Annotated in this window: 20 protein-coding genes and 2 pseudogenes; 9 read left to right on the top strand and 13 right to left on the bottom strand. The window is 44.6% G+C overall.

The features are described from left to right. Positions 1-171 precede the first annotated feature (171 nt). Entirely contained in the window at positions 172-2,430 is a 2,259-nt protein-coding gene (locus tag IEV16_RS00430; RefSeq protein ID WP_188363692.1) for a winged helix-turn-helix transcriptional regulator, read from the bottom strand. Positions 2,431-2,647: 217 nt separating this feature from the next. Continuing rightward, a complete protein-coding gene (locus IEV16_RS00425) occupies positions 2,648-4,354 on the bottom strand; it encodes a hypothetical protein (protein ID WP_188363691.1) in 1,707 nt (568 codons plus the stop codon). Between the two features lie 546 nt (positions 4,355-4,900). On the opposite strand from IEV16_RS00425, the pseudogene IEV16_RS00420 reads away from it, so the two are divergent. Both IEV16_RS00420 and IEV16_RS00415 read left to right on the top strand, forming a co-directional pair. Then, positions 4,901-5,080, top strand: a pseudogene (locus tag IEV16_RS00420) (tRNA (cytidine(34)-2'-O)-methyltransferase); the annotation flags it as partial. 637 nt (positions 5,081-5,717) lie between these two features. Beyond that, positions 5,718-6,917, top strand: coding sequence for a hypothetical protein (locus IEV16_RS00415; RefSeq protein ID WP_188363690.1), 1,200 nt, complete (start codon positions 5,718-5,720; stop codon positions 6,915-6,917). 41 nt (positions 6,918-6,958) lie between these two features. Here the strand turns inward: IEV16_RS00415 and IEV16_RS00410 are convergent, their stop codons facing one another. After that, on the bottom strand, positions 6,959-7,138 hold the full coding sequence (locus IEV16_RS00410) for a hypothetical protein (protein WP_188363689.1): 180 nt from the start codon (positions 7,136-7,138) through the stop codon (positions 6,959-6,961). A gap of 37 nt (positions 7,139-7,175) precedes the next feature. Between IEV16_RS00410 and IEV16_RS00405 the strand changes: the two genes are divergently transcribed. From IEV16_RS00405 to IEV16_RS00395, 3 genes are all read left to right on the top strand, one after another. Continuing rightward, on the top strand, positions 7,176-7,319 hold the full coding sequence (locus IEV16_RS00405; RefSeq protein ID WP_188363688.1) for a hypothetical protein: 144 nt from the start codon (positions 7,176-7,178) through the stop codon (positions 7,317-7,319). 440 nt (positions 7,320-7,759) lie between these two features. Beyond that, on the top strand, positions 7,760-8,221 hold the full coding sequence (locus IEV16_RS00400; RefSeq protein WP_188363687.1) for a tRNA (cytidine(34)-2'-O)-methyltransferase: 462 nt from the start codon (positions 7,760-7,762) through the stop codon (positions 8,219-8,221). 7 nt (positions 8,222-8,228) lie between these two features. After that, a complete protein-coding gene (locus IEV16_RS00395) occupies positions 8,229-9,371 on the top strand; it encodes a phosphatidate phosphatase App1 family protein (RefSeq protein ID WP_188363686.1) in 1,143 nt (380 codons plus the stop codon). Here the strand turns inward: IEV16_RS00395 and uvrC are convergent. Together uvrC and IEV16_RS00385 are read right to left on the bottom strand one after the other, a co-directional pair. After that, positions 9,352-11,178, bottom strand: a complete 1,827-nt coding sequence (uvrC, locus tag IEV16_RS00390) for an excinuclease ABC subunit UvrC (RefSeq protein ID WP_188363685.1) — start codon at positions 11,176-11,178, stop codon at positions 9,352-9,354. The genes IEV16_RS00395 and uvrC overlap by 20 nt on opposite strands. Further along, on the bottom strand, positions 11,165-11,881 hold the full coding sequence (locus tag IEV16_RS00385) for a 3-deoxy-D-manno-octulosonic acid kinase (protein ID WP_188363684.1): 717 nt from the start codon (positions 11,879-11,881) through the stop codon (positions 11,165-11,167). Before IEV16_RS00385 ends, uvrC begins: the two co-directional genes overlap by 14 nt. A gap of 54 nt (positions 11,882-11,935) precedes the next feature. Here IEV16_RS00385 and IEV16_RS00380 point away from each other — a divergent pair, with 54 nt between their 5' ends. Then, a complete protein-coding gene (locus tag IEV16_RS00380) occupies positions 11,936-12,985 on the top strand; it encodes a glycosyltransferase family 9 protein (RefSeq protein ID WP_188363683.1) in 1,050 nt (349 codons plus the stop codon). Here the strand turns inward: IEV16_RS00380 and IEV16_RS00375 are convergent. Next, on the bottom strand, positions 12,973-13,386 hold the full coding sequence (locus IEV16_RS00375; protein WP_188363682.1) for a Slp family lipoprotein: 414 nt from the start codon (positions 13,384-13,386) through the stop codon (positions 12,973-12,975). The genes IEV16_RS00380 and IEV16_RS00375 overlap by 13 nt on opposite strands. Positions 13,387-13,450: 64 nt before the next feature. Next, a complete protein-coding gene (locus tag IEV16_RS00370) occupies positions 13,451-13,708 on the bottom strand; it encodes a hypothetical protein (protein WP_188363681.1) in 258 nt (85 codons plus the stop codon). Positions 13,709-13,828: 120 nt separating this feature from the next. Between IEV16_RS00370 and recQ the strand changes: the two are divergent. From recQ to IEV16_RS00360, 3 genes and pseudogenes are all read left to right on the top strand, one after another. Then, positions 13,829-15,610, top strand: a pseudogene (gene recQ, locus IEV16_RS00365) (DNA helicase RecQ); the annotation flags it as partial. After that, the gene (locus IEV16_RS13575) at positions 15,599-15,943 is read left to right on the top strand and encodes a helix-turn-helix domain-containing protein (RefSeq protein ID WP_443093935.1); all 345 of its coding nucleotides are present in this window, start codon (positions 15,599-15,601) and stop codon (positions 15,941-15,943) included. The pseudogene recQ and the gene IEV16_RS13575, both read left to right, overlap by 12 nt. Before the next feature lie 17 nt (positions 15,944-15,960). Continuing rightward, on the top strand, positions 15,961-17,025 hold the full coding sequence (locus tag IEV16_RS00360) for a 4-phosphoerythronate dehydrogenase (RefSeq protein ID WP_188363679.1): 1,065 nt from the start codon (positions 15,961-15,963) through the stop codon (positions 17,023-17,025). A 183-nt stretch (positions 17,026-17,208) separates the two neighbouring features. On the opposite strand, the gene IEV16_RS00355 is transcribed toward IEV16_RS00360, so the two are convergent. From IEV16_RS00355 to IEV16_RS00330, 6 genes are all read right to left on the bottom strand, one after another. Then, entirely contained in the window at positions 17,209-19,041 is a 1,833-nt protein-coding gene (locus IEV16_RS00355) for a nitric oxide reductase activation protein NorD (protein WP_188363678.1), read from the bottom strand. 2 nt (positions 19,042-19,043) lie between these two features. Beyond that, positions 19,044-19,856, bottom strand: coding sequence for a CbbQ/NirQ/NorQ/GpvN family protein (locus tag IEV16_RS00350; protein WP_188363677.1), 813 nt, complete (start codon positions 19,854-19,856; stop codon positions 19,044-19,046). Between the two features lie 57 nt (positions 19,857-19,913). Next, the gene (locus IEV16_RS00345; RefSeq protein WP_188363676.1) at positions 19,914-21,323 is read right to left on the bottom strand and encodes a cbb3-type cytochrome c oxidase subunit I; all 1,410 of its coding nucleotides are present in this window, start codon (positions 21,321-21,323) and stop codon (positions 19,914-19,916) included. Positions 21,324-21,335: 12 nt separating this feature from the next. Next, entirely contained in the window at positions 21,336-21,770 is a 435-nt protein-coding gene (locus tag IEV16_RS00340) for a c-type cytochrome (RefSeq protein WP_188363675.1), read from the bottom strand. Between the two features lie 125 nt (positions 21,771-21,895). Beyond that, on the bottom strand, positions 21,896-23,116 hold the full coding sequence (locus tag IEV16_RS00335; RefSeq protein ID WP_188363674.1) for an alginate export family protein: 1,221 nt from the start codon (positions 23,114-23,116) through the stop codon (positions 21,896-21,898). 100 nt (positions 23,117-23,216) lie between these two features. Further along, on the bottom strand, positions 23,217-24,593 hold the full coding sequence (locus tag IEV16_RS00330; RefSeq protein ID WP_188363673.1) for an L-serine ammonia-lyase: 1,377 nt from the start codon (positions 24,591-24,593) through the stop codon (positions 23,217-23,219). Positions 24,594-24,602 lie beyond the last annotated feature (9 nt).

Raw genomic sequence — 24,602 nt, 5'->3', positions numbered from 1 at the left:
TTAGAAAATTAGTCAAATCCGCTACGGGCAGTGGCGGATTTGAGCCTTGTCACAAGGTCTGGTCTCTACAAATAGATTTACATATTGTTGTGCAGTTAATAGGATTTAAATATTGAGCCTATCAACCAGACACCAAGAAAGCCGATTAAAATGCTTTTGATCTTGATGCGGTTAATTTGACAGAGATTTCAGGTACTGCTCATCAGCGGCTTGCCAAAATTCATGTGCTTGTGCTTTGCTGGATTCTGCCAGGTTCAGAGCTTGTTGTTTGTGACCCAATCCATAGAGGATTTTTGATTTTAATAAAAGGTAAGGATAGTCGAGGGGTTTGTTTGGGTTTTTATCTATAGCCGTTATAATCTTTTGCGCGGCTTCATAATCACCGGACTTAATGTAATGGCGCAACAATTCATTGTTAATTTCATGGATGGTCTCCATGTCATCGGTGGCCAAAGCAGAGGCCTTATTTTCGTTTAAAAGTTGTAAGGCTTTTTCATCTTTATCTTGTAGGAAATAGAGCCGTGCCTGCTGAAAGTTTAAGCGCGGTTGTAAGCGATTTTCACCACTTTTATCTATGTGCTCTTGAATTTGATCAATGTAATTCTGGGCCCGGGTTGGTTGTTCTTGATCAAGTGCAAGATCCAGGCCAAATAATTTGTGTTTAAAGAGGCCACGGGTGAAATTTTCTTCGGTTGACAGTTTTAAATAATCATCCAAACCGGCTTCTGCCTGGGCCCATTGTTTACGTGCCCGTGATATTTCAATTTCAAATTGTTTGGCTGCCATTAACATGGCGAAATAATCGATATCCATCGCAATTTGTTTCATTTCCAACATATGGGTCCAGGCTTCGTCGAACTGACCACTGACCATTAATGTATAAATCAACTCATTTAAAGTCGCGCCGACACCAAGGGGATAATTAGCATGTCGATATATATTGATGGATTGCTTAAGAAAGTAGGTGGCGTTGTCATAGTCAGACTCATGGTTGGCAATGCGAGCCAGGAGAATATTGACTATGGCTGACCCCATGAGATCAGACAAATCATTGTATTGTTTAAAGGCTTTATTCGCGAGTTCACGGGCTTCAGCCGTGCGTCCTATTTGCAGTAGAATGCTGCCTTTTTTATGGAGTACGTCAGCCATGAATTTTGGATCTGAGTGATCTTGCAAAGCGATAAGAATATCATCCAGCTGTGTTAATGCTTGTTCATACTTTAATTCACTGGCCAGTGAAAAGCTGAGGTTGTATTTGACCGCCAGAATCTTTTTAGGGTTTTGTTGCCCGTAATTGGCTATTAAGTGTTGATAGGTTTCTATGGCTTTTTGGTATTCTCCTGCTGTGTCCAGTATATCAGCCCGCAGCATTTCTGCTGATAATTGAACTTTTGAGTAGTGTGGCATGTTTTTCAGGCGATCCAGGATTTCAACGGCTTGTTGGTTGTCGCCTTTTCTTGATTGGATATCAGCCAATTGGAGTTGGGCCAATATAAATTCGGGCTCCTGGTCTTTGGCCAGTTTGGTATAATTTAAGGCTTGTTCCAGTTCGCCTTTATCTAAACTATCTAAGCCCCGCATATACAATTCTAAAACATGTGAGTCTTCGGGTAAAAGGTATTCAAATTCGTTGTTGGTATCTCGTAAACTGCTGTTGGAAACCAGCCACTTGTTAGCTTTAGTCAATAAGGTTGTTAATTCTTTATCCTGAAATGTTTCCGATACATCACCTTGTTTCTTACTGATTTTTACGGTAAGGGTGTAACCAGTATCGTTCTCTGATACTTCAGTCAACACCACTTCAAGATTTGGATTAATACGCCAATAATTAGAAATATACTCACTCTGGGATAATTGGTCCGGTTTACTGTCATTGTCGATTAAATGGTTGTACTGACTGTTTGAAAACAGCTGATTAAATAATTGTCGGCTGCTTAAATTTAACCAATCGGAGTTGTTATTATTGTTCAGTATCAGAATAGGTGGCTGATTATTGGCTTTGGTTTCCGATAAAATATGGCTCCCGTAGTAGCCGGTAGAAAAAATAACAAGTAAACCGGCAATGACCAGGAATAGCGATTTAGATTTGTTAATTTTAGAATGGATGTCGGTTGATGATGTGTCTATTTTTTGAACCGGAGCAGTGAATTCCAGGCCTTTTCCAAAGACTGTTTTTATGATAACTCGGTCATCGTATTTGGCCAGGGATTTACGGATTTTCGATAGAGACTGATCGATGGAGTTTTCTGTGACCATTTTGTCCTGCCAGATATTATCAATTAACTGGTCTTTGGTAACAACTTGGTTCTGGTGCTCTACAAAATACAACAGCACTTGATAGTTGATTTTAGTAATTTCTATTTCAGTTTTAGAATGGAAAAGCGTTTGGCGATCAGTGTCTAAAATAAAATCGTAAAATTGTAACTTCATGCTTTATGACATATATTTTTATGGTTGAAATGAGCTGGGTTATCAGCGCTTTTATAAGCCATTTTAGCACGGGTTGTATTCTATATAGTCAGCTTGTGAGCCGATAAATCAAAATAATTATTGGCAAGGACTCTACATTTAAAAAGTAATATGAAGATTGTTGGCCATAAAACCCGGATACCTCATGCACCCGGGTTAAATCCGTTAAACATAGACTTTATTCAAATCCATCTTTAAAAATAATGTCATTAATAAGTCCGTAAACTTGTTTTGACATGGCGGTGGTTTGACCGGCCCATGTGTTGGGAATTATGTCGTTACTTTGACTGGTGCTGGTGGTTCTGATGCCAAAACCTGGCGGCAGTGGAGCAGGTAATGTAAATGTGAAGTCACCGTTATTATCTGCAATGGTTGAACCTAAATGAACCAAGCCTTCTTCATTGGCATCGCCATCATCCAGATAAAAATCAATGATACAGTTTGGGCACGGGCTGGGGTTTCCAAACACATTACTGGGGTGATTGCCGCCGGCGATTTGAGTGCCGGAAATACTGGTGATTTCTGCCGGTTCGAAAGTTTTAATATCAGTGGCAAGCATGGGTCCAATCTCATAATACTTTTCCGGTCCGTTAATGACTAAATTACGTCTCACCGTGTTACCACCATCACGAAATGAAGCGTTGCTGGTATCCGTCCAAAGAATTGCGCCTTTGGTGTTTTCAAAGCCATTTCGGGCTGAGTCAATAATATTGTCAATCACCAGATGTCCGTTGTTTTGCGGATTGCTGATATCAGTTCGAGTAGAAAATTTAATGCCCTGGCCACAAACACCCTGACTAATACCGGTGGTGTTTTGACCAATGATATTATTTTCGATGGTATGTAAGGCCCCAAACACCGTGAGCGCCTCAGGTGGCGTATCATTGGTGCTGCGAATATTTTGTAAACCAACAATCGTATTATCCTGAATGACTAAGCCGGTACCTGCGGCCGAAATACCGGCACCACCAAACCATTCAGTGGGCTCTAAAGGCGGGTTCACCGGATTAAACGGCGACACAAAAGCCCGGCATTTTAAATGCTCAGGCACAATGGGTATTGAACCGGTAATATTGGTACCAATCCAGTTTCCGATCACTGAAACGCCCGTGGTGGCACTGTTAATTTCCACCGCAAAAGTCGATGCGCCGGTTATGATGTTATTCTCCACAGTTAAATTATCGGCTTTATGGGTACTTAATATGCCATGGTTGCCGGCCAGGTAATTGGCATCATTGGCCAGATCAGCAAATGCCATGTCTAAACCATCAGGTGTCAATCCCCACACATTATTCTGAAAAGTCATATTCGCTTCGTTGGCCATAACACTCATGCCACCAAAAAAGCCCATGTTCTCAATCGTCACATCACTAATTTCTATTTCTAAAGTGGCGTCGCTTTGCACCATGATTTTTGGCATTTCATTGAAATGTTGCACATCCACCGGTAGTCCCTGCAGGAAAATAGGGCCATCCACGTCAGTAATGGACTGGGGGTATAACCCAAAATCACTGGTCGAAGCACCATCGGCTATCGGTAATATCCATTGGCCATTGTTAAACTGGCTGTCATCGGCATCGGCATTGGTGCCGTTGAGACCGGTAAATACGATGGTTATGGGTGTGCATCCACTACAAAATGCATCATCAGAAATGGCACCGGCTTCTCGTAAAGCCCGCCTTAACGTACATTTTCCGGCACCGGATCCGGTGTTATCCGGGAAGAATAAACCACCTTGCGTATAGGAACAGGTATGTTGATTATTATTCGGTTCTTCATCCAAAGCCCAGTCGACCACAATCGTTGTTTGAGCAAAACCGGTTGGGATTAACAAAAACATCGTTAAAACCGCGGCAGTTAATTTAAGACCATTCATTATTTTCAAAATCGACTCCTCTTTTTAATATAGTTAAACAAAGCATAAAAGCTGCATTGATGGTCTGGATTTTAAAAGAGGGGATTTTTTTATACCTGAAATTCCCCTGAAAATTATCTGAAATTTATCTTTGAATGTCTTGAGGGCTGTCATACCGAGACAAAAGTATTTAAATTTGGATTCATGAAAGACGAATTATTTGAAAAATGGACAAAGATTTAATGGTTCTTGATGGCCGTTTATCTAATAGCGGGGGTGTCATTAGCGTTTATTTTTGGTGATGACCATTCTTTAGAATATGTAATCGTTCTGATTGGGTACGGAATCATTTCAATTGGTTTTTGGGGTTAATTCTCTATGTTATTTTATCTATTCCCATTTTTTTGTATATTAAAATTAAGCACAGTAACAATTGATTTATCTGTTTTGTTGGGCTTCTCAAACTCAGCCCAACCTACCTGAAATTTGAGATTGAACTGGGGTTGTTGCCCTTAATGTTTGTTTATCTTCTTATCTCCGCCTACAATAACTTCTTTCAATAATTACATTCGTCTTATGCTTCATTTAGCCTTTTACGAACCGGAGATTCCGCCGAATACGGGGAATATTATTCGTTTGTGTGCCAATACCGGGGTGCAGTTGCATTTGATTCATCCGTTGGGTTTTGCGATGGAGACTAAAGCCTTGCGACGCGCAGGTTTGGATTATCGTGAGTGGGCTCAGGTTCATGAGCATAAGATGTAGCAAAAAGTATCATCAGAAATTGCGGCGGCTTATCTCAGGGCACGTCTTAATATGCATTTGTCTGTACCGGAACCACTGTTATCCGGGAACAATAATCCGCCTTGTGCAAAAGAACAGCAGTTTTGATAGATTCTTCATCTAAAGCCCAGTCCATCACAATGGTGGTTTGAGCGAATGAAGCGGACATTAACAAGCACAAAGTAAAGACCAGGACGACTGTTATAAGACCGTTTAATATGTTCAAAATTGATTCCTCTTTTTTAGTTGATTGAACAAATGAGTGAAAGCTCAAATGTTAGTCCTGAATTTTAAAGGTCAGCGATTTTTTATCCCTGGAAATATTCTGAAAAATACATGAAACTTATTTTCATCATGTATAAAGTCAGTCAAGTTGAGTAATGAGTCGTAAGCGATAAGCATATTTCATGATATTTTCAGGATATTTTCAGGTCTAAATGAGCCGCCCTTGACATAATGTCATTTGTTTTTACATTAATAGAGGACAGAACAAATGAAATATTGTTACATTATTGTGCTTATGGTCTGTAGTACACCCTTATGGTCACAGGGTAATTCGCCAGCACTGGTGTCAGGGCAAAAAGTTCAATTAAAAAAAATGGCTAGAGACATGGAGCAAATTCGAAAGTCTATTGTTGCTACAGGACCATCGGAATTTCAAAACCCGGATATTGTTCAGGCGCGGCAAAAACGTTTTAAACAATTTACTGAAGCGCTTAATCGATATCCGCAGGTGAATGAACCTGAGGTGCAAGCCGCCAGGAATGCGTATTTCGCTTTGCAAAAAGCACTTAAGGCAGAGTTCAAAAGAGCCAGTGATCAACGCCAACAATTAGGTGATGTCCAGGCGAGGATGCGAAAATTACAACAGAATTTCGATCAATACCCCGTACCAGAACCCATGACACCTCCTTTTAGCGCTCAGGAAGTGAAAGACTGGGTTAAACAAGCCAGCGAAGCCAGAACAGTGGGTGAGCATAATTTAAAAGAATTAAATGCAATAGCTCCTCTGGCTTATTTACCCAATAACCCCGGCGTACCTCAAAGTGGCGCGCCTTTTGATGCCGATGATTTAAAGCGAATGCAACGCAACGCGGTTCATTGGCAAGAGTCCGTGCAAAAAAATTACCATAGCACAGCTGATACAACTAACAATCTATTACAACAAAAGCTCAACGAAATTAAGGGACGTTGGCAAGAAGATCCAACCGGTGATAAAAAGTGGGTGTTTCTTAAAGAGGACCAGGTTGAACAAGCTGCGGCGTTATTCGCGGAAACCAAAGCCCTGGCTCAGTCATCCTTGTATCTCGCACAAGCCTTACAGCAGGATCAAAGCCTCGCTACACAAGCTTTAGCTGCCATTAACCAGGCAGAAAAAACTTATCAGTCTAAGGCAGAAATGGCATTGAACGCATCCAGATTACCTGAACCGGCGACCGAGGATGATGATTTAACAGAATTGGCTGAAGAGATTCTGGAAAAACCACGCTATCAATTTGGTTCCTATGGTCCGATTGTCTTAACCACAGATAAAATTATTGAACGAGAAAGTAAGAGTAGCGAAATTGACATTGATGATGTTGATATCGCCAGTAATGGAGATGTTAAATTATCCGGCACAGAAACCACTTGGACCTATCGATGGCAGGAATTTAAATTTGCCACCCCGTTGAAAGACCCGGACGGTCGTTGGTATATATGGTGGATTACGGCCAAAAAATATTCATCGGGATCGTCCATCACACCTATCGGAGAATGGGTGGCTGGCACATCCACCAAAGGCAACCCCATACTTCCTGATAATTTTTAACCATTGAGTCAGATGTATGTATGAGACCAGGGAAGGTCTGCCTATTTTTTATTATAGATAAATATGGCTATTTGATAAGCCGCTTTCAGGTGGATAACGTCACAGATATTCTGGGCGATAAGTTCAATGCCGGTGGCGGTAACACCCCCAATCGCACCCAATACCGGGTTGTGGCTGACCCTATGGGTAATGAGATTAACCAGGCGTGGTTTAATCTGCATTTTTCAGATCACAACTTTAAACTGGGACGACAAAGAATTGTCTTTGATAATCAACGCTTTATTGGGGGTGTGGCCTGGCGGCAAAAACGAACAAACCTTCGACGCGGCCCGTGCAGATTTTGAGTTAGACGGCAGTCATTTACAGCTGGTCTATGTGAATCGGGTTAACCGAATTTGGTGACGATGTCGCGGCCGGTGATCATGACAACAAAACACGACTGGCTAACTGGTCTAAAATCTGGAATGGCCAACATAAACCGGTTTTGTTCTATTGCGACATTGATAATGAAGATGTGCCAGGATTCTAAACGAAAACCACCGGTGTGGCTTTTGATTCATTCTTAGAACTTGAAAAGGGTTTGTTAAGTATTGGTCTGGTTTATGCGAAACAAACTGATGGTGCCAATAATTCGTTTAATTTTGAGTTATGATTCGTATTTACCCTCGTTCCCACGCTAGAGCATGGGAACGAGATAAAACAGGTAGTGTTCAAGTTGGGCTGCGCTTTGCTTAGCCCAACCTACTAAAATATGAAATTTAAACAGTTGATGTTGGTTTTAACTATTTGTGAAATCAGCTATCTCCGCATACAATAAAATCTTTGTTTTTCACATACCGTTTATGCTGCATTTAGCCCTGTATGAACCTGAAATCCCGCCGAATACGGGGAATATTATTCGATTGTGTGCGAATACCGGGGTGCAGTTGCATTTGATTCATCCGTTGGGTTTTGAGATGGAGACAAAGGCGCTCAGGCGAGCGGGTCTGGATTATTATGAGTGGGCGCAAGTTGTTGAGCATAAGAACTTTAATTCTTTTATGCAAGACACTGATTTTCATTGTATTTATGCCTTAACCACCAAGGCAACGGATTATTCCCATCAGGTCACGTATGCGGATAATGATTGTCTGTTATTGGGGCCGGAGACGCGGGGCTTGCCGGAAGAGGTGAGGGGACATGATTTGATTTACCCGGTGCGGATTCCGATGAAAGCGGACAGCCGGAGTTTAAATTTATCCAATACCGCGGCGATTGTGGTGTATCAAGCTTTAGCGCAGCTGGGTTTTCCGGATTTGATGTAATCAAAAGATGATGTTTGTACGATGTGCCGTTTCGTTGATATTATTACTGACATTCCTGTCGGCAGCAGCCGCTAATAACAAAACAGAGAAACAAACCATGCGTGATCAGGAACATGTGACCTTTTACCCCAGTTACGGTTATTTAGATGATGACCAGTGGCGAATTCCATTGCGGGTCTGGGTGCATGAGCATGACGGTTGGTTTGGCCGGCAATTATCAAAATTGTCTAAACGGGTGGTGCGCAATAAAGCCGGCTTAGAGCAATTAAGTGTTGACCAGCAGGCCATGTTTCGCATGCGTTTTAAGGATTTCGTGGCAGACAGTGAGTCATTTGAGGCGGTACATATTCGTTTTGATGGTGATCCTGAGAGTGAAATTATGCGTTTACAGTCAGTAGAGGGGGATAAACGCACCGATTTTAATGGTTTGTTATTGGCTGAATTAACCCTGTCACAAGAACGGGCGAAGACTTTATTGGCGGCGCAGCAATCGAACAACGGCTGGTTAACTTTTGAGGCAGTGGGCAAAGACCATGTGGGGGCAGGCCGAATTCAATTGATTAAACCGGTGGGTCATTCAGTGATATCCGATATCGACGACACCCTGAAAATTACCGAAATCACCGAAGGTGAGGCGGTGGTGATGATGAATACTTTTTTTAAGCCGTTTCAGCCGGTGCCGCAGATGCAGGCTTTGTTTAAAACCTTCGATGAAGGCACCGCTTTTCATTATGTCAGTGGCGGGCCGTGGCAGATGTTTCAGCCTTTATCTGAATTTTTATTTAGCGATATAGTCGGCTTTCCTCACGGCAGTGTGCATATGAAAAATGTGCGTTTACATTTGCTTGAAGGTGAAACTTACGGTGATTTCTATCGACTTATTAAACTTGGTTCCAAGGCATCCGAGAAGCAAAAAATTCGCCAAATCACCGAAATATTTTCACATTTCCCTCAACGGATGTTTACCTTAATCGGTGATTCCGGTGAGCATGACCCTGAAGTGTTTGCGCATATCCGGGAACAGTTTCCGGATCAGGTGAAAACCATATTTATCCGTGATGTGCTCAACGATGCTGAAAATAATGCTGATCGATTTAAAGGGATGGAAGTCATTGAGGCAGAGAGCGTACTTATTGATGCAGATGGCTAAAGACTTCTTGTGCCAGTTTTTCGCTGATGCCGGGGACTTTCTGGATGTCATCGATACCGGCCTGTTTGAGGCCCTGAAGGCCCCCAAAGTGTTTCAATAATTGATTGCGTCTGGCCTGGCCGATGCCGGGTATGTTTTCCAACAATGATGTATTTCGTGATTTTTTAAAAGCTTTGCGATGGCTTTTAATGGCAAATCGATGGGCTTCATCACGAATATGTTGCATCATTAAAGACAATAAACCATGCGGCTCGGGGCTTATAAATTCATGACGTTCGGGCAGATAAATGCGTTCATTGCCGGCGGTGCGGTTTTCATCTTTGGTCACACCGATAATGCGGACGCTTTCGAGATTCTGTTCTTTTAATATCTTTACCGCCTGATTGACCTGACCTTTACCGCCGTCGATAATAAATGCATCAGGCAGTGGAATATCGCGTTTTTTTAGGCTGTCGAGGCGTTTTTCAATCACCTGCGACATGGCGGCGTAATCATCACCGCCCTGAATACCGGAAATAATGTATTGGCGATACATTTTTTTATCCGCGCCTTGTGCATCGAACACCACGCAAGAAGCCCGGGTGTGCTCACCCATTTGATGAGAAATGTCAAAACATTCAATGCGTTCGGGCATTGTCTTAAAGCCCAGTTCAGTGACCCATAAATCCCATTTTTTCTGCCAGCTGGCGTATTTATTGACTTGTACCTGCAGGGCGTTGTGCATATTTTCAGTGGTTTGTTTTAGCAGTTTTAACTGCTGACCGCGGGGTTTGGCGGTGATAAAGACTTTTTTGCCTTTAAGGACACTGAGTAATTCCGCCAGATCGTTTTTATCGCTGGGTTCAATATTGCAGATTAGGCGATTGGGCAGTATGTCCTCGTCATAATACTGGCTGATAAAGTCGTGTAATAAATCGGGCAGAGTGATGTCTTTCGGGGTGTTGGGAAAATGGTTGCGGTTACCCAGAAACTGGCCATTGCGCACGGTGCCGACCGTGACGATATAAAGACCGGCTTCCTGTCCGACTGACAGGACGTCAATCTGATCGGTGAGACCGGTTTCCACTGCCTGATGTGATTGGATGCTGCGGATGGCCTTGATCTGGTCGCGTATCTCGGCGGCCAGTTCGTAGCTCATATCCGCTGAAGCCTGTTCCATTTCTTTAACCAGACTGTCCACCACCTGTGATGATTTACCTTCAATAAAGTCGATGGTGTATTTAATTTGTTTTTGGTAGTCTTTCTTTGAAACCAAACCGACACAGGGTGCGGTGCAGCGGTTAATCTGATGTTGCAAACAAGGCCGTGAGCGGTTACTGTAAAAGCTGTTGGTGCATTGCCGGACTTTAAAGACTTTTTGCAGGAAATTCAGGGCATAACGCACCGACGGTGAACTCGGGTAAGGGCCAAAATACCGGCCTTTGCGTTTCTTTTTACCCCGCGCATAGGTGATGCGGGGAAATTCATCGGCATCGGTTGAAATATAAATATACGGATAGCTTTTACCGTCTTTGAGCAGAATATTGTATTTCGGGGTGTGTTTTTTAATCAGCTGGTTTTCCAGGATTAAGGCATCGCCCTCGGATTGTGTGATGTGGTAACGCATGTCGGCGATTTGCCGCACCAGGGCCATGGTTTTGTTGTCTTTGGCACTGCCGTTAAAATAACTGCTGACCCGGTTTTTTAAGATGCGTGCTTTGCCGACATAGATAATCTGCCCCGTGCTGTCCAGCATCTGATAGACGCCGGGAGAGGTGGGCAATTCAGCGATAAATTTTTTGGCGTCGAAAGGCTTATTTCGAGACATTTTGCATGGCATCCCGGTGACCACTGAGCAGGGCTTGCCAGTGTTTCTTGAAGTCCTGTTCACAACGGCTGTCAGTTTCTTTTTCAATAGACCTTTTTAAACGGGCCAGGTTACTTTGGGGCCAATGTTTACGGTTTTTTTTGATTTCACCTTTATCGAAATCAATCAGATATATTGAATCCTGATGAATCAACAGATTGTGTACATTGAGATCTGCATGATAAATACCGGCGGCATGAAATCGGCCAATCACGGTGCCCACCTGTTGCCACAAAGTGGGGTCCGATTGTGTCAGTTTCTCGGCAAAAGTGAACTGGTGGGTGATGTATTGGGTGATTAAGTCATTGGTGTAAAACAAGCCGAATCTCTGAATCTGTACGGCCACCGGTTTTGGGCAGGGTAAACCCAATTTTTCCATGTGCAACAATAAGTTAAATTCTCGCACGGCGCGGGTACTGTTAAAACCTGACCAGAGGTATTTGTCGCGACTGATTTTGGCATATAAGCCGCCCCGGTAATAATGTTTTAGCACCCATTTGCCGTCATCAGATTTGATGATCCAGACAGAACCGCGACCGGCATAAGTTCCGAGTAAGCGTCCCTGGTTGGCCCAGTGTTGGGCACTGAACCAGTTTTCTGTCGGCTCTGATTGGGTTTCGGGATGAACCAGAAAACGCCGTTTGTTTTTTTTGCTTTGATGCAAAGTGTTGAGTTTAAAATTCAGTGATAGAATAGGTCATTTTAAATGATTTGAAGCATGACAACAAACCCAACGGTTCGCTCCATCTGTTTATTACGGCTGTCCGCCATCGGTGATGTCACCCATATGATTCCGGTGGTGAAAAGTTTGCAGGCCGGATTGCCGGGTGTATCCATCACCTGGGTGATTGGTCGATTAGAGTACCGATTACTGCAGGGACTGCCGGGGGTTGATTTTATCGTTTTTGATAAAAATCACATGCTGACAAGTCTGTCTCAATTAAGGCGTTCTCTGCGGAGACAGCGCTTTGATGTGTTGTTACAGATGCAGCTGTCCTTTCGTGCCAATATGATTTCTCGGTTTATTCCGGCACGGCGACGAATTGGTTATGACAAAACACGGCATAAGGAATTGCACGGCTGGGTGGTGAATGAGATGGTGGCGGCATTGCCTCAATACCACGTGTTGGATGGTTTTATGCAATTTGTTTATCACCTGGGTTGTGAGCCGGTGATGGACTGGACTTTGCCGATTGAACAAACAGACCGCGACTGGGCGACCCGTCATATTCAGCCACAGCAAAAGAACATTCTCATCAGTCCCTGTTCCAGCCATCCACTCAGAAACTGGTCAACACAACGTTACGCGGCATTGATCGATGCGATTAAACAACGATACGATGCACATGTTATTTTGACCGCCAGCCCGTCGTACAAGGAAAAATCTTTTGTGGCAGAGATTGTTGCCCAATGCCAATCTCCAGTTTTAAACCTGGCCGGTCAGGACACGTTAAAACAGTTATGGTCGTTACTGAGCCTGGTTGATTTGGTGATTTCGCCGGATTCGGGGCCGTTGCATATGGCCGGCGCGGTGGGCACATCGGTGATTGGCTTAATGGCTGCCAGCAACCCAGAACGTTCCGGCAGTTATCAGTTTCCACAATTGACGGTCAATAAATACCCCGAAGCTTGCCGGCAATTTCTCAATAAACCGGTGGATCAGGTGACATGGGGCACCAAAACGGAATTGCCCGGTGTCATGGAGTTAATTACTGTGGACGATGTGATGCATCGAGTCACGCAAGTGTTCGATAATCACCACAAGTAAATTACATCCGCATCCACCAGGGGATAGTTATAATCCAGTTCATCGATTTTTTTCACCACCAGGCGTTTAACCCGGCCGGTAACGGTAACAGCTCTGTTTGTGAAATATTTAGGTTCTAAAAACTTTGGTTTACAGGCAATAAAACGGCCCAGATCGACGCGGTTTTGATAGGACGGCCGGGCGTATTGATTCGGTACCTTGGCCATCACGGTTAAACAACTATGATCAGGTTTATTTTCAACATCAATCACAATACCGGTCCAACGTATTTTTAAGTCTGTGACGGGCGTTTTCTGGTATTGCTGTGGCGGCATGGTGCTGTAATCGCCACGCAATGGCTTGGGCGGCTGTGCACAAGCGGTTAATATCAGGGTCAAAACAACCGGTAAAATTTTTAACATGATTTTGGCAAAATTAAAAACCATTATAACCAGCTTGATTAAACAGAGGCTGAATTAAATGCACTCAGGGAGCGATTAAATGACTGTAAATCACCACTAAACTGACAAAAAATGCCAGTACAAGCATCAAACCCACACATTCTGCCACCACCCGTGCCATCAGATGACTCCAGGCCGGATGTTTGATGATGTAATGAATTACGTAGCTCATCAATAAACCCGTCAATATAAAAACAATCAGCATGGGTTTAATCATCAATATGGCCAGCGTGGTCGACATAATCATGAGTCCGGTGCGGTAAAAACGATTCAATAAAGTCATGATAAATACACATTCTGTTGATGAGCTTGTATTAAAAAGCACAGTTGTCTCAAAAAGTGAGAATGGCTGTTTATTTTTGGGGCTTGCGTAAGTAGTAAGTATTAAACTAAAATAATAGAGATGAACAGAGCAAAAAAAATACTTAAAGAAACCTTCGGTTACAGTGACTTCCGTCATCATCAATCGGAAATTGTGGCTTCTATTCTAAAAGGGGAAGATGCCCTGGTGTTGATGCCCACCGGCGGCGGCAAGTCTTTGTGCTATCAAATTCCATCCATTGTTCGTGATGGTGTGGGTGTGGTGATTTCGCCCTTAATCGCATTGATGGAAGATCAGGTCAATGCCCTGAAATTATTGGGAGTCAGTGCTGCTTATATTAATTCAACGTTATCTGCTTCAGAGGTTGAATCCATTGAACAGCAGGCCCGTTGCGGCGACTTGGACTTGTTGTATTTGTCGCCGGAACGCTTATCCAATGAAGACATGCAGGCTTTTTTGAAAACCATTGATATTGCATTGTTTGCCATTGACGAAGCGCATTGTGTGTCACAATGGGGTCATGATTTCAGGCCTGAGTATCAGAACCTGTCTGTTTTGAGCCAACAATTTCCCGATGTACCACGGGTGGCGCTGACCGCCACCGCAGATGAACGGGTACGGGATGAAATCGTTCAAGAACTTGATTTACAAAAAGCACGTCAGTTTATTTCCAGCTTTGACCGACCCAACATCCGTTATGCCATTGAAGAACAGGACCGAGGCAAGCAACAGCTTTGGGATTTTATCAGCCAAAACCACAGCGATGACGCCGGCATTGTTTATTGCCTGTCACGGCGTAAGGTGGAATCGGTGGCTGAATTTTTGACTGCTCAGGGTCGCACGGCTTTGCCCTACCATGCCGGTCTGTCGGCCAAAGTCAGGGCCAAAAACCAAAATCGGTTTCTTATTGAGGAGGGCGTGATTATCGTTGCCACCATCGCTTTCGGCATGGGGATTGATAAACCTGATGTCCGCTTTGTGGCCCACTTCAGTATGCCTAAAAACATCGAATCCTATTATCAGGAAACCGGCCGTGCCGGCCGTGACGGTCGTCCCGCCAATGCCTGGATGGCCTATAACTACAAGGATGTGGTGATGCAACGTCAGTTTATCCGGGATTCTGAAGCCGGCGATGACTATAAGAATGTGCTGCACAATAAATTGGATGCGCTGGTGGATTTGTGTGAACAACTGGAATGCCGGCGCATCACCTTGTTACGCTATTTTGGCGAGGAATTGGCCGAACCCTGCGGTAATTGTGATAATTGTCTGAATCCGCCTGAAAAAATTGATGCCAGTACCGAAGCCCAGATGGCGTTGTCGGCGATTTATCGCACCGAACAGCGCTTTGGGATGATGTATTTGATTGATGTTTTAATCGGCAATAAAAATGAAGAACGGATTAAACAGTTTAAACACCATCAATTAAACGTTTACGGTATCGGTAAAAATCATCCCAAGACCTGGTGGCGGCGGTTGTACCGACAACTCATTAGCCTTGGTTATATTGAAGTGGATGATGAATTTGGCGCACTTAAATTAACTGAAAAAGCCAAACCCATTTTAAAAGGCGAAGAACCCTTTTATTTGCGTGATGTGGTCAAAGCCAAAAACAAAACTGCCCAAAACGATAACCTGGAACTGGGGCGTCATGACACTGTGTTGTGGAATGCTTTACGCCAATTGCGTACTGATTTGGCCGCAGAACATGGGGTGCCGCCCTATGTGATTTTTAGTGATGCCTCCTTATTAGAAATGGTTCGAAAACGCCCGGTTGAAGGTGAAAAATTTATGTATATTTCCGGTGTCGGTGAATACAAACTGGCCAAATACGGTGAGGCTTTTCTGAAAGTGATTAAAGACAACCCCTTGCCTGAAAAGCTGGATAACCGACTCGAAGATGAGGTCAATGTCACGCTGGATCATTTTCTGGAACTGGAATCAGTGGATGCAGTGGCCGAAACCCTGGATTTAAACACCAAAACCGTTTATTCGCACTTAGCTCAGGCCATTGCCGCCGGTTTAGTGGACCGTAAAGCGGTGACCGAACTGGATGACAATGAAATTGATTACATTGAAGAAACCGCTGAAATGACCGGTTACATCGAAGACAAAAAGCTCAAACCGGTTTATGACGCCTTAGATGGTTTGTACGAATATGGTGTGCTTCGTTGTGTGCTGGCTGAGCTTGAATAATTCAGGGTCTTAAATCCATGCCTGCTTCTGTGCGCATTCTTGCGGATGAAAATATTCCGGGCTTGCCCCATGCTTTCGGTGAAGATGTGACTGTTCAAAAGATGCCCGGCCGTGATATACAACGTTCTGATCTTAGTGCAGTGGATGCTTTATTGCTGCGCTCTGTGACCCGTGTTAATGAAGATTTGCTCAAGGGCACATCGGTTAAATTTGTCGGCACCGCCACCATCGGACTGGATCATATCGATTTAGATTATCTAAACGCATCAAATATTGGCTTTGCCTATGCGCCAGGCAGTAATGCCCAATCAGTGGTCGAATATGTTTTGGCTGCCATCGCCTTTTGGTTGCAACGGACAAATCGTACTTTTAAGGGTTTAAAGGTGGGTATTGTTGGCGTTGGCCGAATTGGTGGTTTATTACAGAAATATTTGCAGCAAATGGGCGTTCATTGTCTGTTGTGTGATCCACCGCGACAGGCTCAGGAACCCAATGAGACTTATTATTCCTTACAGTCTATGAGTGAGGCTGATGTCATCAGCTTTCATGTGCCGTTAACGCAGCGTGGTCCCTGGCCAACAAGACATCTGATCGATGTGGCCTTTTTAAATGCATTGTCTGCAGATCAGCTGCTGATTAATACGGCACGCGGTGATATTCTGGATAATCAGATGGCCTTATATTATGTTCAAAACACCGCAAGTCCGGTTAATTTGGTTTTAGACGTTTGGCAGAACGAGCCGATGATTAATGCACAACTTGTACAGCACTGTCTGCTGGCGACGCCCCACATTGCCGGTTACGCGATTGAGGGTAAATGGCGGGCCACTGCGATGCTGTGCCAGGCCCTGTCCGATTATTTTCAAGTGCCTTTCAAACGAACAGCGTTAGACAGAAATATACGGGTTAATGACCCCTGGCAACCACAATCGAATGAAAACAAGGTGTCTAAGTTGCTGTCTTATTATGACATCAGTCAGGATGATCAGGCGCTCAGAAATGAAATTAAAAATTTGCCCCAATCATTTGATAAACTGAGAAAAAATTATCCCACCCGACACGAATTTTTAGCGTCTGTTTAACCAGAAATATTTTTAGTGAAATATCCTCTTTGCTCTGCGGTTAGCATATTTATTAACCTCAAAGATCACAAAGGGCGCTAAGCAATCATATTTTTCCTTTGTGAACTTTGTGGTTATTTTTAATTATAAACCCTGTTGTTCCCAATCCGGTATTTTTGCCTATAATTTTAAGGTGGGCTTAAATCAATGGGTTAACTGGTAAAACAGCATGGGCAGTTTTTTGGGCAGTTCTTCGATGTGTTTTATATGGAGAAAAGATTGGCCGCCGAAAATATAAGCCAAATAATCATGGGGCTCGATGTCGATGGAGATGCAAAAGGGTACCAGACCTTCTTTGCGGGCGGCATTGACCGCATGTTTGGTGTCTTCCATACCATAACGGCCTTCATACTGGTCTAAATCATTGGGCTTGCCGTCGGTTAAAATTAACAACAGTTTTTGGCCGGTTTTTTGTGCTGTGAGTTGCCCGGTGGCATAACGAATGGCGGCACCCATGCGGGTGTAGAAATTGGGTTTAATGGCATAAATCCGGTTACGTACGGTGTCATCGTAACGGTCATCAAAGCCTTTGAGTTCATAATAACGTACATGACTGCGCAATTTAGAGGCAAAGCCGGTGATGGAGAAGCGTTCACCCGCAGCACTGAGACATTCGCCAAAAATATACAGTGATTCACGAATCACATCAATTACTTTACGGTCACCGGAAACAAAGGCATCGGTGGACAACGATAAATCAGCCAGTAACAGCGTCGATAAATCACGGTTGGTTTGATGTAGTTGCCGGTAGAGGTTGGGGTCAGTGGTGCCTTTTCCCATTGAACGTTGCACACTGAAGTCAAGAAAGCTGTTCAAATCAGCTTCATCCCCTTGTTCCTGGCGATCCAGCCATTTACGTTGTGGTTTAAGTGATTCGAATTGGCGTTTCAGCATTTTGGCCTGTTTGCGGGTTTCTTCCCGCCATTGTGCCGGTTCGGTGATATTCAGTGCCATGGTTTGTAGGGCGCATTGCTTTTCGATGAGTTGTTCTTTTTTATAATGCCATTCGGGCAACAAAATACCTTCAGTCAACACCACATCATCGTATTCGGCAGAGGGCAAATCCAAATCGAGCTTCACTTTACTGGCGGTTTTGCCGCTGCTGACGGTGATTTTGTCTAAATCATCGGCAACGCTTTGTAAGTCCTCGTCATCGGTGTCTTCTTCAGAGCGATCCAGGTTTAAAAATTCAGACCAGGTAAATAAACTTTCTAAGCGAAAGGCGATCAGGCCATCGCCCTGATCACGGTCATCCATTTGCTCGGCCTTGTATTTTTTATCACCAAGGTTTTTAGCGGCTAACTTTTGTTCTTGTTCTTGATCACCTTGATGGTCCTGATCGCGGCGTTCTGCCACAGTATTAATTGGTGATGGATAAAGCCATAACATCACAGGTAAAGGCTGCACATCGTGGCCGACCTCGACGTCGTTATCACACCAGGGATCGGCAATGACTTTTTGCAAGGCACGTTCAACCGGTTGTAATTTTTTCGGTAAAGAACTTATTTTTGGTCGATGCTGTAATTGTAAGCGTGACAGTGTTTTGTATCGGCTGCGTAAACCAGGCCAATTGTTGAGTATTTGCTGGCTTAAATATTGGTTGTGTTTTATCCAGTGATGCTTGTGCGGTGTGTGGTTCAGGCTGGCCAGTGCTGTAAGCCAGTAATACAAGGCTTCGTTAGCTTTTTTGGAAGGAAAACAATCGATTTGATGCGGTAAAAAGAAAAACTCATTATGGAAATGAGGCAGGGCCTGTTTAACACCGGAGCCGGCCATTTTTTGCAAAAAAGTTCGGTGACCGTCATGAATATAATCCGAGGTCTCGGCCAGGCTTAAGCCCGGATCACCACCCAGCGCGCGAAAGAATACCGCCAGACGCTTGCCTAAATCATTTAATGACACCGCCGCCTCACGATAGCGGATGGTACTTTTATTGGTAATGTAATGGTGCCATTTGACACCAACCCATTCTTCCATTGTCAGTCATCGCCCAGTTGTGCGTTCATGACCTGCATCAGGGCTTCTACCACTTCGATGTCATCACTTAAAGGTTCGGCAATGGCTGCCCGACAGGCTTCAGATACTGGAATACCACTTTTAATTAAGGTGGCGGCATAAATTAACAGTCGGGTTGAGGCTGATTCTTCCAAATCGTGGTCTTTCAATTGCCGGATATGACTGGCCAGCCGCGCCAGTAATTTGGCTAATTCCAAATCAACACCGGCTTCTTTGGCGACAATTTGGGCTTCCATGTCCTTATCGGGATAATCAAAGCTCATCGACATAAACCGTTGTTTGGTGGACGGTTTCATGCCTTTAAGCAGATTTTGATAACCGGGATTGTATGACACCACCAGCATAAATTCAGGTGGCGCGTGTAACAACTCACCGGTACGGTCAATCGGTAAAATCCGCCGGTCATCGGTCAAAGGGTGCATCACAACAATGCTGTCTTTGCGAGCTTCCACCACCTCATCGAGATAACAAATCGCACCTTCGCGAACAGCACGGGTTAATGGGCCGTCCTGCCAGTAGGTTTCGCCGTCACCAATCAGGTGTCGCCCGATGAGATCAGAAGCGGTTAAGTCTTCATGGCAGGCCACGGTGTAAAGTTTGCGACCCAGTTTTTCCGCCATATGCTGCACGAAACGGGTTTTACCACAACCGGTGGGACCTTTCAGCAGGACCGGTAACTGGTTATTCCAGGCGGATTCAAACAGGGCCACTTCATTGTTTTGTTGTTGATAGTAGCTGAGTGAATCGGAATGTTTGAGTGGGCTGGTATTAGACATAATTTACTGTAAATAAAAAAGGGCAGCCCAAAAGGGCCACCCTATTATTAAGTGCTATCAAGAATTGATGGCGGGATTTTTATGACTGACATCAATGTGTTGATCCGACTCACCTTTGATTAAGAAGCTCGACAGATACACAATCAGGCCAATCAGGAAGACAACTCCGGACGCTTCACGCAACCAGTAGAAGAACTCCAGTTTGTCTTGCACAATCATATAAGGCAAAGGCTGATCGCCCATACGTTGCAGATAAACCTGAACAATACCGGCAGCGGTCAGGAACAGGGTAATAAATACCATCGAGATGGTCATTAACCAGAACGACCACATTTCGACCACCTGGGCTTTGTTTGAGTTGGCCACGCGACCACGCAATTTGGGCATGGCATAGGAAATCATGCACAACACCACCATCACATAAGCACCATAGAAAGCCATGTGGCCATGGGCCGCGGTAATCTGAGTGCCGTGAGTAAAGTAATTAACCGGTGCCAAAGTGTGTAAAAAGCCCCAGACACCTGCACCTAAGAATGCCATCACACCGGTTCCTAAGGCCCAAAGCACGGCCACACGGTTGGCATGGATACGACGTCGTTTATTCACCATGTTAAAGGCAAACAGAGTCATCAGGAAGAATGGTATGGGTTCTAGGGCGCCAAATATGGAACCTAACCACAACCAATAGCCGGGCGTACCAATAAAGAAGTAGTGGTGACCGGTACCGATAATGCCGGTGATTAGCGCCATGGCAACAATGATGTAAACCCATTTGTCGATGACTTCACGATCCACACCGGTGGTTTTAATCAGGACAAAGGCCAGTAAGGAAGCCAGAATCAATTCCCAGACACCTTCTACCCATAAATGAACAACCCACCACCAGTAAAATTTGTCCAGTACCAGATTTTCAGGGTTCACAAAAGCAAACAAAAATAACAAGGCCAGACCCACCAGACCGGTGAGCAAGACCACATTAATCACGGTTTTGCGTCCCGAGATAACGGTCATGCCAATATTGTACAAAAAGCCTAAGCAAACAATAACGATACCTATTTTACCGATGGTTGGTTGTTCTAAAAACTCCCGACCCATAGTCGGCAAGAAGGCATTTCCGCTTAATTCAGCGAGACGTTGATAGGGTAGTAACAGGTAGCTTAAGACGATTAATGCGCCTGAAATAAAGAACACCCAAAATAAGATTTTGGCGAGTTTAACCGAGTGCAGTTCGCGTTGGGATTCTTCGGGCACCAGGTAGTAAGCACCACCCATAAAGCCGAATAACAGCCACACAATCAACAGATTGGTGTGCACCATGCGGGCAATATTAAAGGGAATATACGGAAACAAAAAGTCACCGATGACATATTGTAAGCCAAGAATGACGCCAAATATGATTTGACCCACAAACAAGGCGATGGCTGCGTTAAAGTACAGTTTTGACACTGCTTGAGATTGATATTTCATAGTTTAACTCCGTTATCCTTGAATGTTGGGTGGCCAGTTTTGGGCTTCAATACCGTTGACGTATTTCAGGAATTGAGCCAGGGCTTCCAACTCTTCATCGGTGAAATTAAATTGTGGCATGGAGCGGCGACCGGGAATACCATTGGCAGGGCGACTCATAATAAAAGCTTTGATGGCGTCCGTGCTTTGACCGAAACGGTCATACACATTGGCCAGTTCCGGCGCAAAGTAGGCGCCTTCACCCAACAAGGTGTGACAGCCGACACAATTGTTTTCCTCCCACAGGCGTTTGCCGTGTGCCACGACTTCGGTGATGTTTTCACTGTTATCAGTTGATGGTATTCTTTTGTGTGTGTCAAAAGTCAATACCAGGAACAACAGAATGAAAAACAGTGAGCCACCGTAATAAATGTTTCTGGCAACACTTTTGGTAAATAACTCTTTCATAAGGTTCTCTTTTTTCGTTGACAAAGAACCCCGCCAATTATATGGCGGGGCGCTGACTAAAGCGTGGGCATTTTAATTATTAAGGTTAAATGATTCATTGATCTGGGTCAATGTTCTGTCCGAAATTATAAACTATAACTGAACATCAGCCACACTTTTTGGGTGTCTTGGCTGTGCTGATCGGCCGAATAATCCGCGGCTTTTAACAGCAGACCGGCTTTTTCACCGAGTTTTCTGGACAGGGACACATCAAATTCAGAACCCAGTTGGCCCGAACCGGCTTCAGAATCAAACTGATGGTACTTGGCTTGCCAACCCCAACCGTTGAGACTGCCTTTAACACCAATAAAAGTATCAACAATGCCTTTATCCGGCGTGGCTAAAAACTGGTCCGCCCAGCCGTTAAAAGCATGCAATGTGGCCAGCGGTGTTCTAAAAGAGGCACCACTTTTTGTGTCACTGCCTTCGAGGATTTCATGTCCGGCGAAAAATTCACCGTTTCTAAAAGTCATCGCCACATCAAAACGCCAATAATCAGCATCATAATTGACCGGATTATTGTCCGCATCCGATTGGCTGGCGTATTCAAGGCCTAATTTCAGTTTTTGTGCACCCACATCAAAATGGGTGTTGTAGCCAATGCCGACAGTGTTGGTTGAAAAAGCAGGTGCATCATCATTTTCGATGCCGTAATAATAGGCTTTGATGTGATGTTTATCGCCCCAGGATTTGTTCCAGTTGGCCAGCAAAGTCTGGTTGTCGTGGTCACCGGCGGGCACGTCTTCGCCAAATATACGGTTGACGTGATCCACATAAGCCAAGAACAGACGGCTGTCGGCCACATCAAAATCAAAGGACAACGCATCGTAAGTTTGTTCATTCTGCCGCCAGCCAACACCACCGACAAAACGCTGGTTGTCCAGTAAAATTCGCTGACGGCCTAATTTTGTTGACGCCTTATCATTAAACTGAAAACTGACCCAAGCCTGATTAATTTCGGTGCCGGTGGGATCAGCCACCACCGGATATTGGGTTCTGTCCGGGGTGTTACCGGCGCCGGCATTGTAATGATCCCCCCAAATTTCAGTGACATCATCCACTTCAATAAAAAAACGCCAGCCGCTGTAATCAGCCGTTTTATAATTTAAGCGGGTACGTAATGTTGATGCGTTGGCATCTTTGGCAAAGTTTTCTTGATCCACCATTTCATAGCGGTAGCGAAATGACAAGGACGCTTCGCCTTTATTGGCTTGTTCTGTATCGGCTGCGTGTAACACCAACGGTGTTGCGGTTAAGGTGGCTGCCATCATGGCGGAGGCCAGGGCAGTTTTTTTAAAGTTTATCATGGGCATAACCTTGTGGTTAAAAAATCATGTTGAATTGTAAAAAATTCCATGCCATGGGGCATTGATATACGTCAATTGCCGGTTTTAAACCTGAAACTCATCAGCATTCAATAATATTCACTGCCAGACCGCCGCGTGAGGTTTCTTTGTAACTGTCTTTCATGTCATCGCCGGTGGCTTTCATGGTTTTAATCACTTTGTCCAGCGATACATAATGGTTGCCTTCATTGCGGTCGGCCATGCGCACCGCATTGATGGCTTTCACACTGCCCATGGCGTTGCGTTCGATACAGGGGATTTGCACCAAACCGCCAATGGGATCACAGGTTAAACCAAGGTTATGTTCCATCGCAATTTCGGCGGCATTTTCAATTTCATCCGGCGTCAGTCCACAGGCCGCCGCGAGGCCGGCCGCTGCCATGGAGCTGGCCACACCCACTTCACCCTGACAACCAACTTCAGCCCCGGATATAGAGGCTTTGGTTTTATATAAAATACCCACAGCGGCGGCGGTCAACAGGAAATGGCGCACCCCTTGTTGATCGGCGCCATCAATATAATTTAAATAATAATTAATCACGGCGGGAATAATGCCGGCAGCCCCGTTGGTGGGCGCGGTGACCACGCGACCGCCGGCGGCATTTTCCTCACTCACTGCCAGGGCATACACATTAACCCAGTCAATCACGGTTAACGGGTCAGCCAGATCTTTGGCGGATTTTTTGTTCAGTTCAGCAAATATCTTGGGTGCACGTCGAGGTAAGTTTAAACCACCGGGCAGGGTGCCGGTGGTGTTAAAACCACGTTGCATACACTGTTCCATGGCCTGCCAGATGGTGTCGAGTTGCCTGTCAATGTCTTCACGGCTGCGCCAGGCCTGTTCATTGGCGTACATAATATCGGCGATGGTCATGTTGTGTCTGTGGCACAAAGTAATCAGCTCATCACCACTTTCAAATTTATAAGACAGTGGCGTATCGTCTTCCATGATGTGTTGCTCTTGCATGTGATTATGAGCCAACACAAAACCGCCACCCACTGAGTAATAGGCCTTTTGTTTTAAGGCCTCGCCGGCTTCGTTATAGGCTGTAAATTGCATGCCGTTGGAATGCAACGGTAATTTTTTGCGTTTATGGAATTTTAAGTGGTCTTTATCACTGAATTTGAGCGTCAAAGCTCCATTGATAATAACCCCACTGTCCTTCGTCTGTGACAGCATCGCAGGAATTTTGTCCGGATCGACGCTGTCAGGCTGTTCACCCATCAGGCCTAAAATAATGGCCTTGTCAGTGCCGTGACCACGGCCGGTGTGACTCAATGAGCCATACAGTTCGGTGGTGATGTGGCGGGTTTTATCAGCCAGATCATGATTGTGCAAATATTGGGTGAATAAGTGGGCAGCCCGCATGGGACCCACGGTGTGTGAACTGGAGGGACCGATACCAATTTTAAACAAGTCAAAAATACTAACAGCCATGATAAACTA

The organism is Marinicella pacifica (genome assembly GCF_014636635.1).
In the GTDB taxonomy this organism is placed as follows: Bacteria; Pseudomonadota; Gammaproteobacteria; order Xanthomonadales; family Marinicellaceae; genus Marinicella; species Marinicella pacifica.
The sequence above is the reverse complement of the archived record's forward strand: the minus strand, read 5'-3'. Positions and strand labels throughout refer to the sequence as shown.

What these genes read in the sequence shown, in the direction of transcription:
- IEV16_RS00430 (WP_188363692.1), bottom strand. Translation starts at nt 2,430, where the DNA reads ATGAAGTTACAATTTTACGATTTTATTTTAGACACTGATCGCCAAACG.
- IEV16_RS00415 (WP_188363690.1), top strand. Translation starts at nt 5,718, where the DNA reads ATGGAGCAAATTCGAAAGTCTATTGTTGCTACAGGACCATCGGAATTT.
- IEV16_RS00410 (WP_188363689.1), bottom strand. Translation starts at nt 7,138, where the DNA reads ATGCAGATTAAACCACGCCTGGTTAATCTCATTACCCATAGGGTCAGC.
- IEV16_RS00400 (WP_188363687.1), top strand. Translation starts at nt 7,760, where the DNA reads ATGCTGCATTTAGCCCTGTATGAACCTGAAATCCCGCCGAATACGGGG.
- IEV16_RS00395 (WP_188363686.1), top strand. Translation starts at nt 8,229, where the DNA reads ATGATGTTTGTACGATGTGCCGTTTCGTTGATATTATTACTGACATTC.
- uvrC (WP_188363685.1), bottom strand. Translation starts at nt 11,178, where the DNA reads ATGTCTCGAAATAAGCCTTTCGACGCCAAAAAATTTATCGCTGAATTG.
- IEV16_RS00380 (WP_188363683.1), top strand. Translation starts at nt 11,936, where the DNA reads ATGACAACAAACCCAACGGTTCGCTCCATCTGTTTATTACGGCTGTCC.
- IEV16_RS00375 (WP_188363682.1), bottom strand. Translation starts at nt 13,386, where the DNA reads ATGTTAAAAATTTTACCGGTTGTTTTGACCCTGATATTAACCGCTTGT.
- IEV16_RS00370 (WP_188363681.1), bottom strand. Translation starts at nt 13,708, where the DNA reads ATGACTTTATTGAATCGTTTTTACCGCACCGGACTCATGATTATGTCG.
- IEV16_RS00360 (WP_188363679.1), top strand. Translation starts at nt 15,961, where the DNA reads ATGCCTGCTTCTGTGCGCATTCTTGCGGATGAAAATATTCCGGGCTTG.
- IEV16_RS00355 (WP_188363678.1), bottom strand. Translation starts at nt 19,041, where the DNA reads ATGGAAGAATGGGTTGGTGTCAAATGGCACCATTACATTACCAATAAA.
- IEV16_RS00350 (WP_188363677.1), bottom strand. Translation starts at nt 19,856, where the DNA reads ATGTCTAATACCAGCCCACTCAAACATTCCGATTCACTCAGCTACTAT.
- IEV16_RS00345 (WP_188363676.1), bottom strand. Translation starts at nt 21,323, where the DNA reads ATGAAATATCAATCTCAAGCAGTGTCAAAACTGTACTTTAACGCAGCC.
- IEV16_RS00340 (WP_188363675.1), bottom strand. Translation starts at nt 21,770, where the DNA reads ATGAAAGAGTTATTTACCAAAAGTGTTGCCAGAAACATTTATTACGGT.
- IEV16_RS00335 (WP_188363674.1), bottom strand. Translation starts at nt 23,116, where the DNA reads ATGATAAACTTTAAAAAAACTGCCCTGGCCTCCGCCATGATGGCAGCC.
- IEV16_RS00330 (WP_188363673.1), bottom strand. Translation starts at nt 24,593, where the DNA reads ATGGCTGTTAGTATTTTTGACTTGTTTAAAATTGGTATCGGTCCCTCC.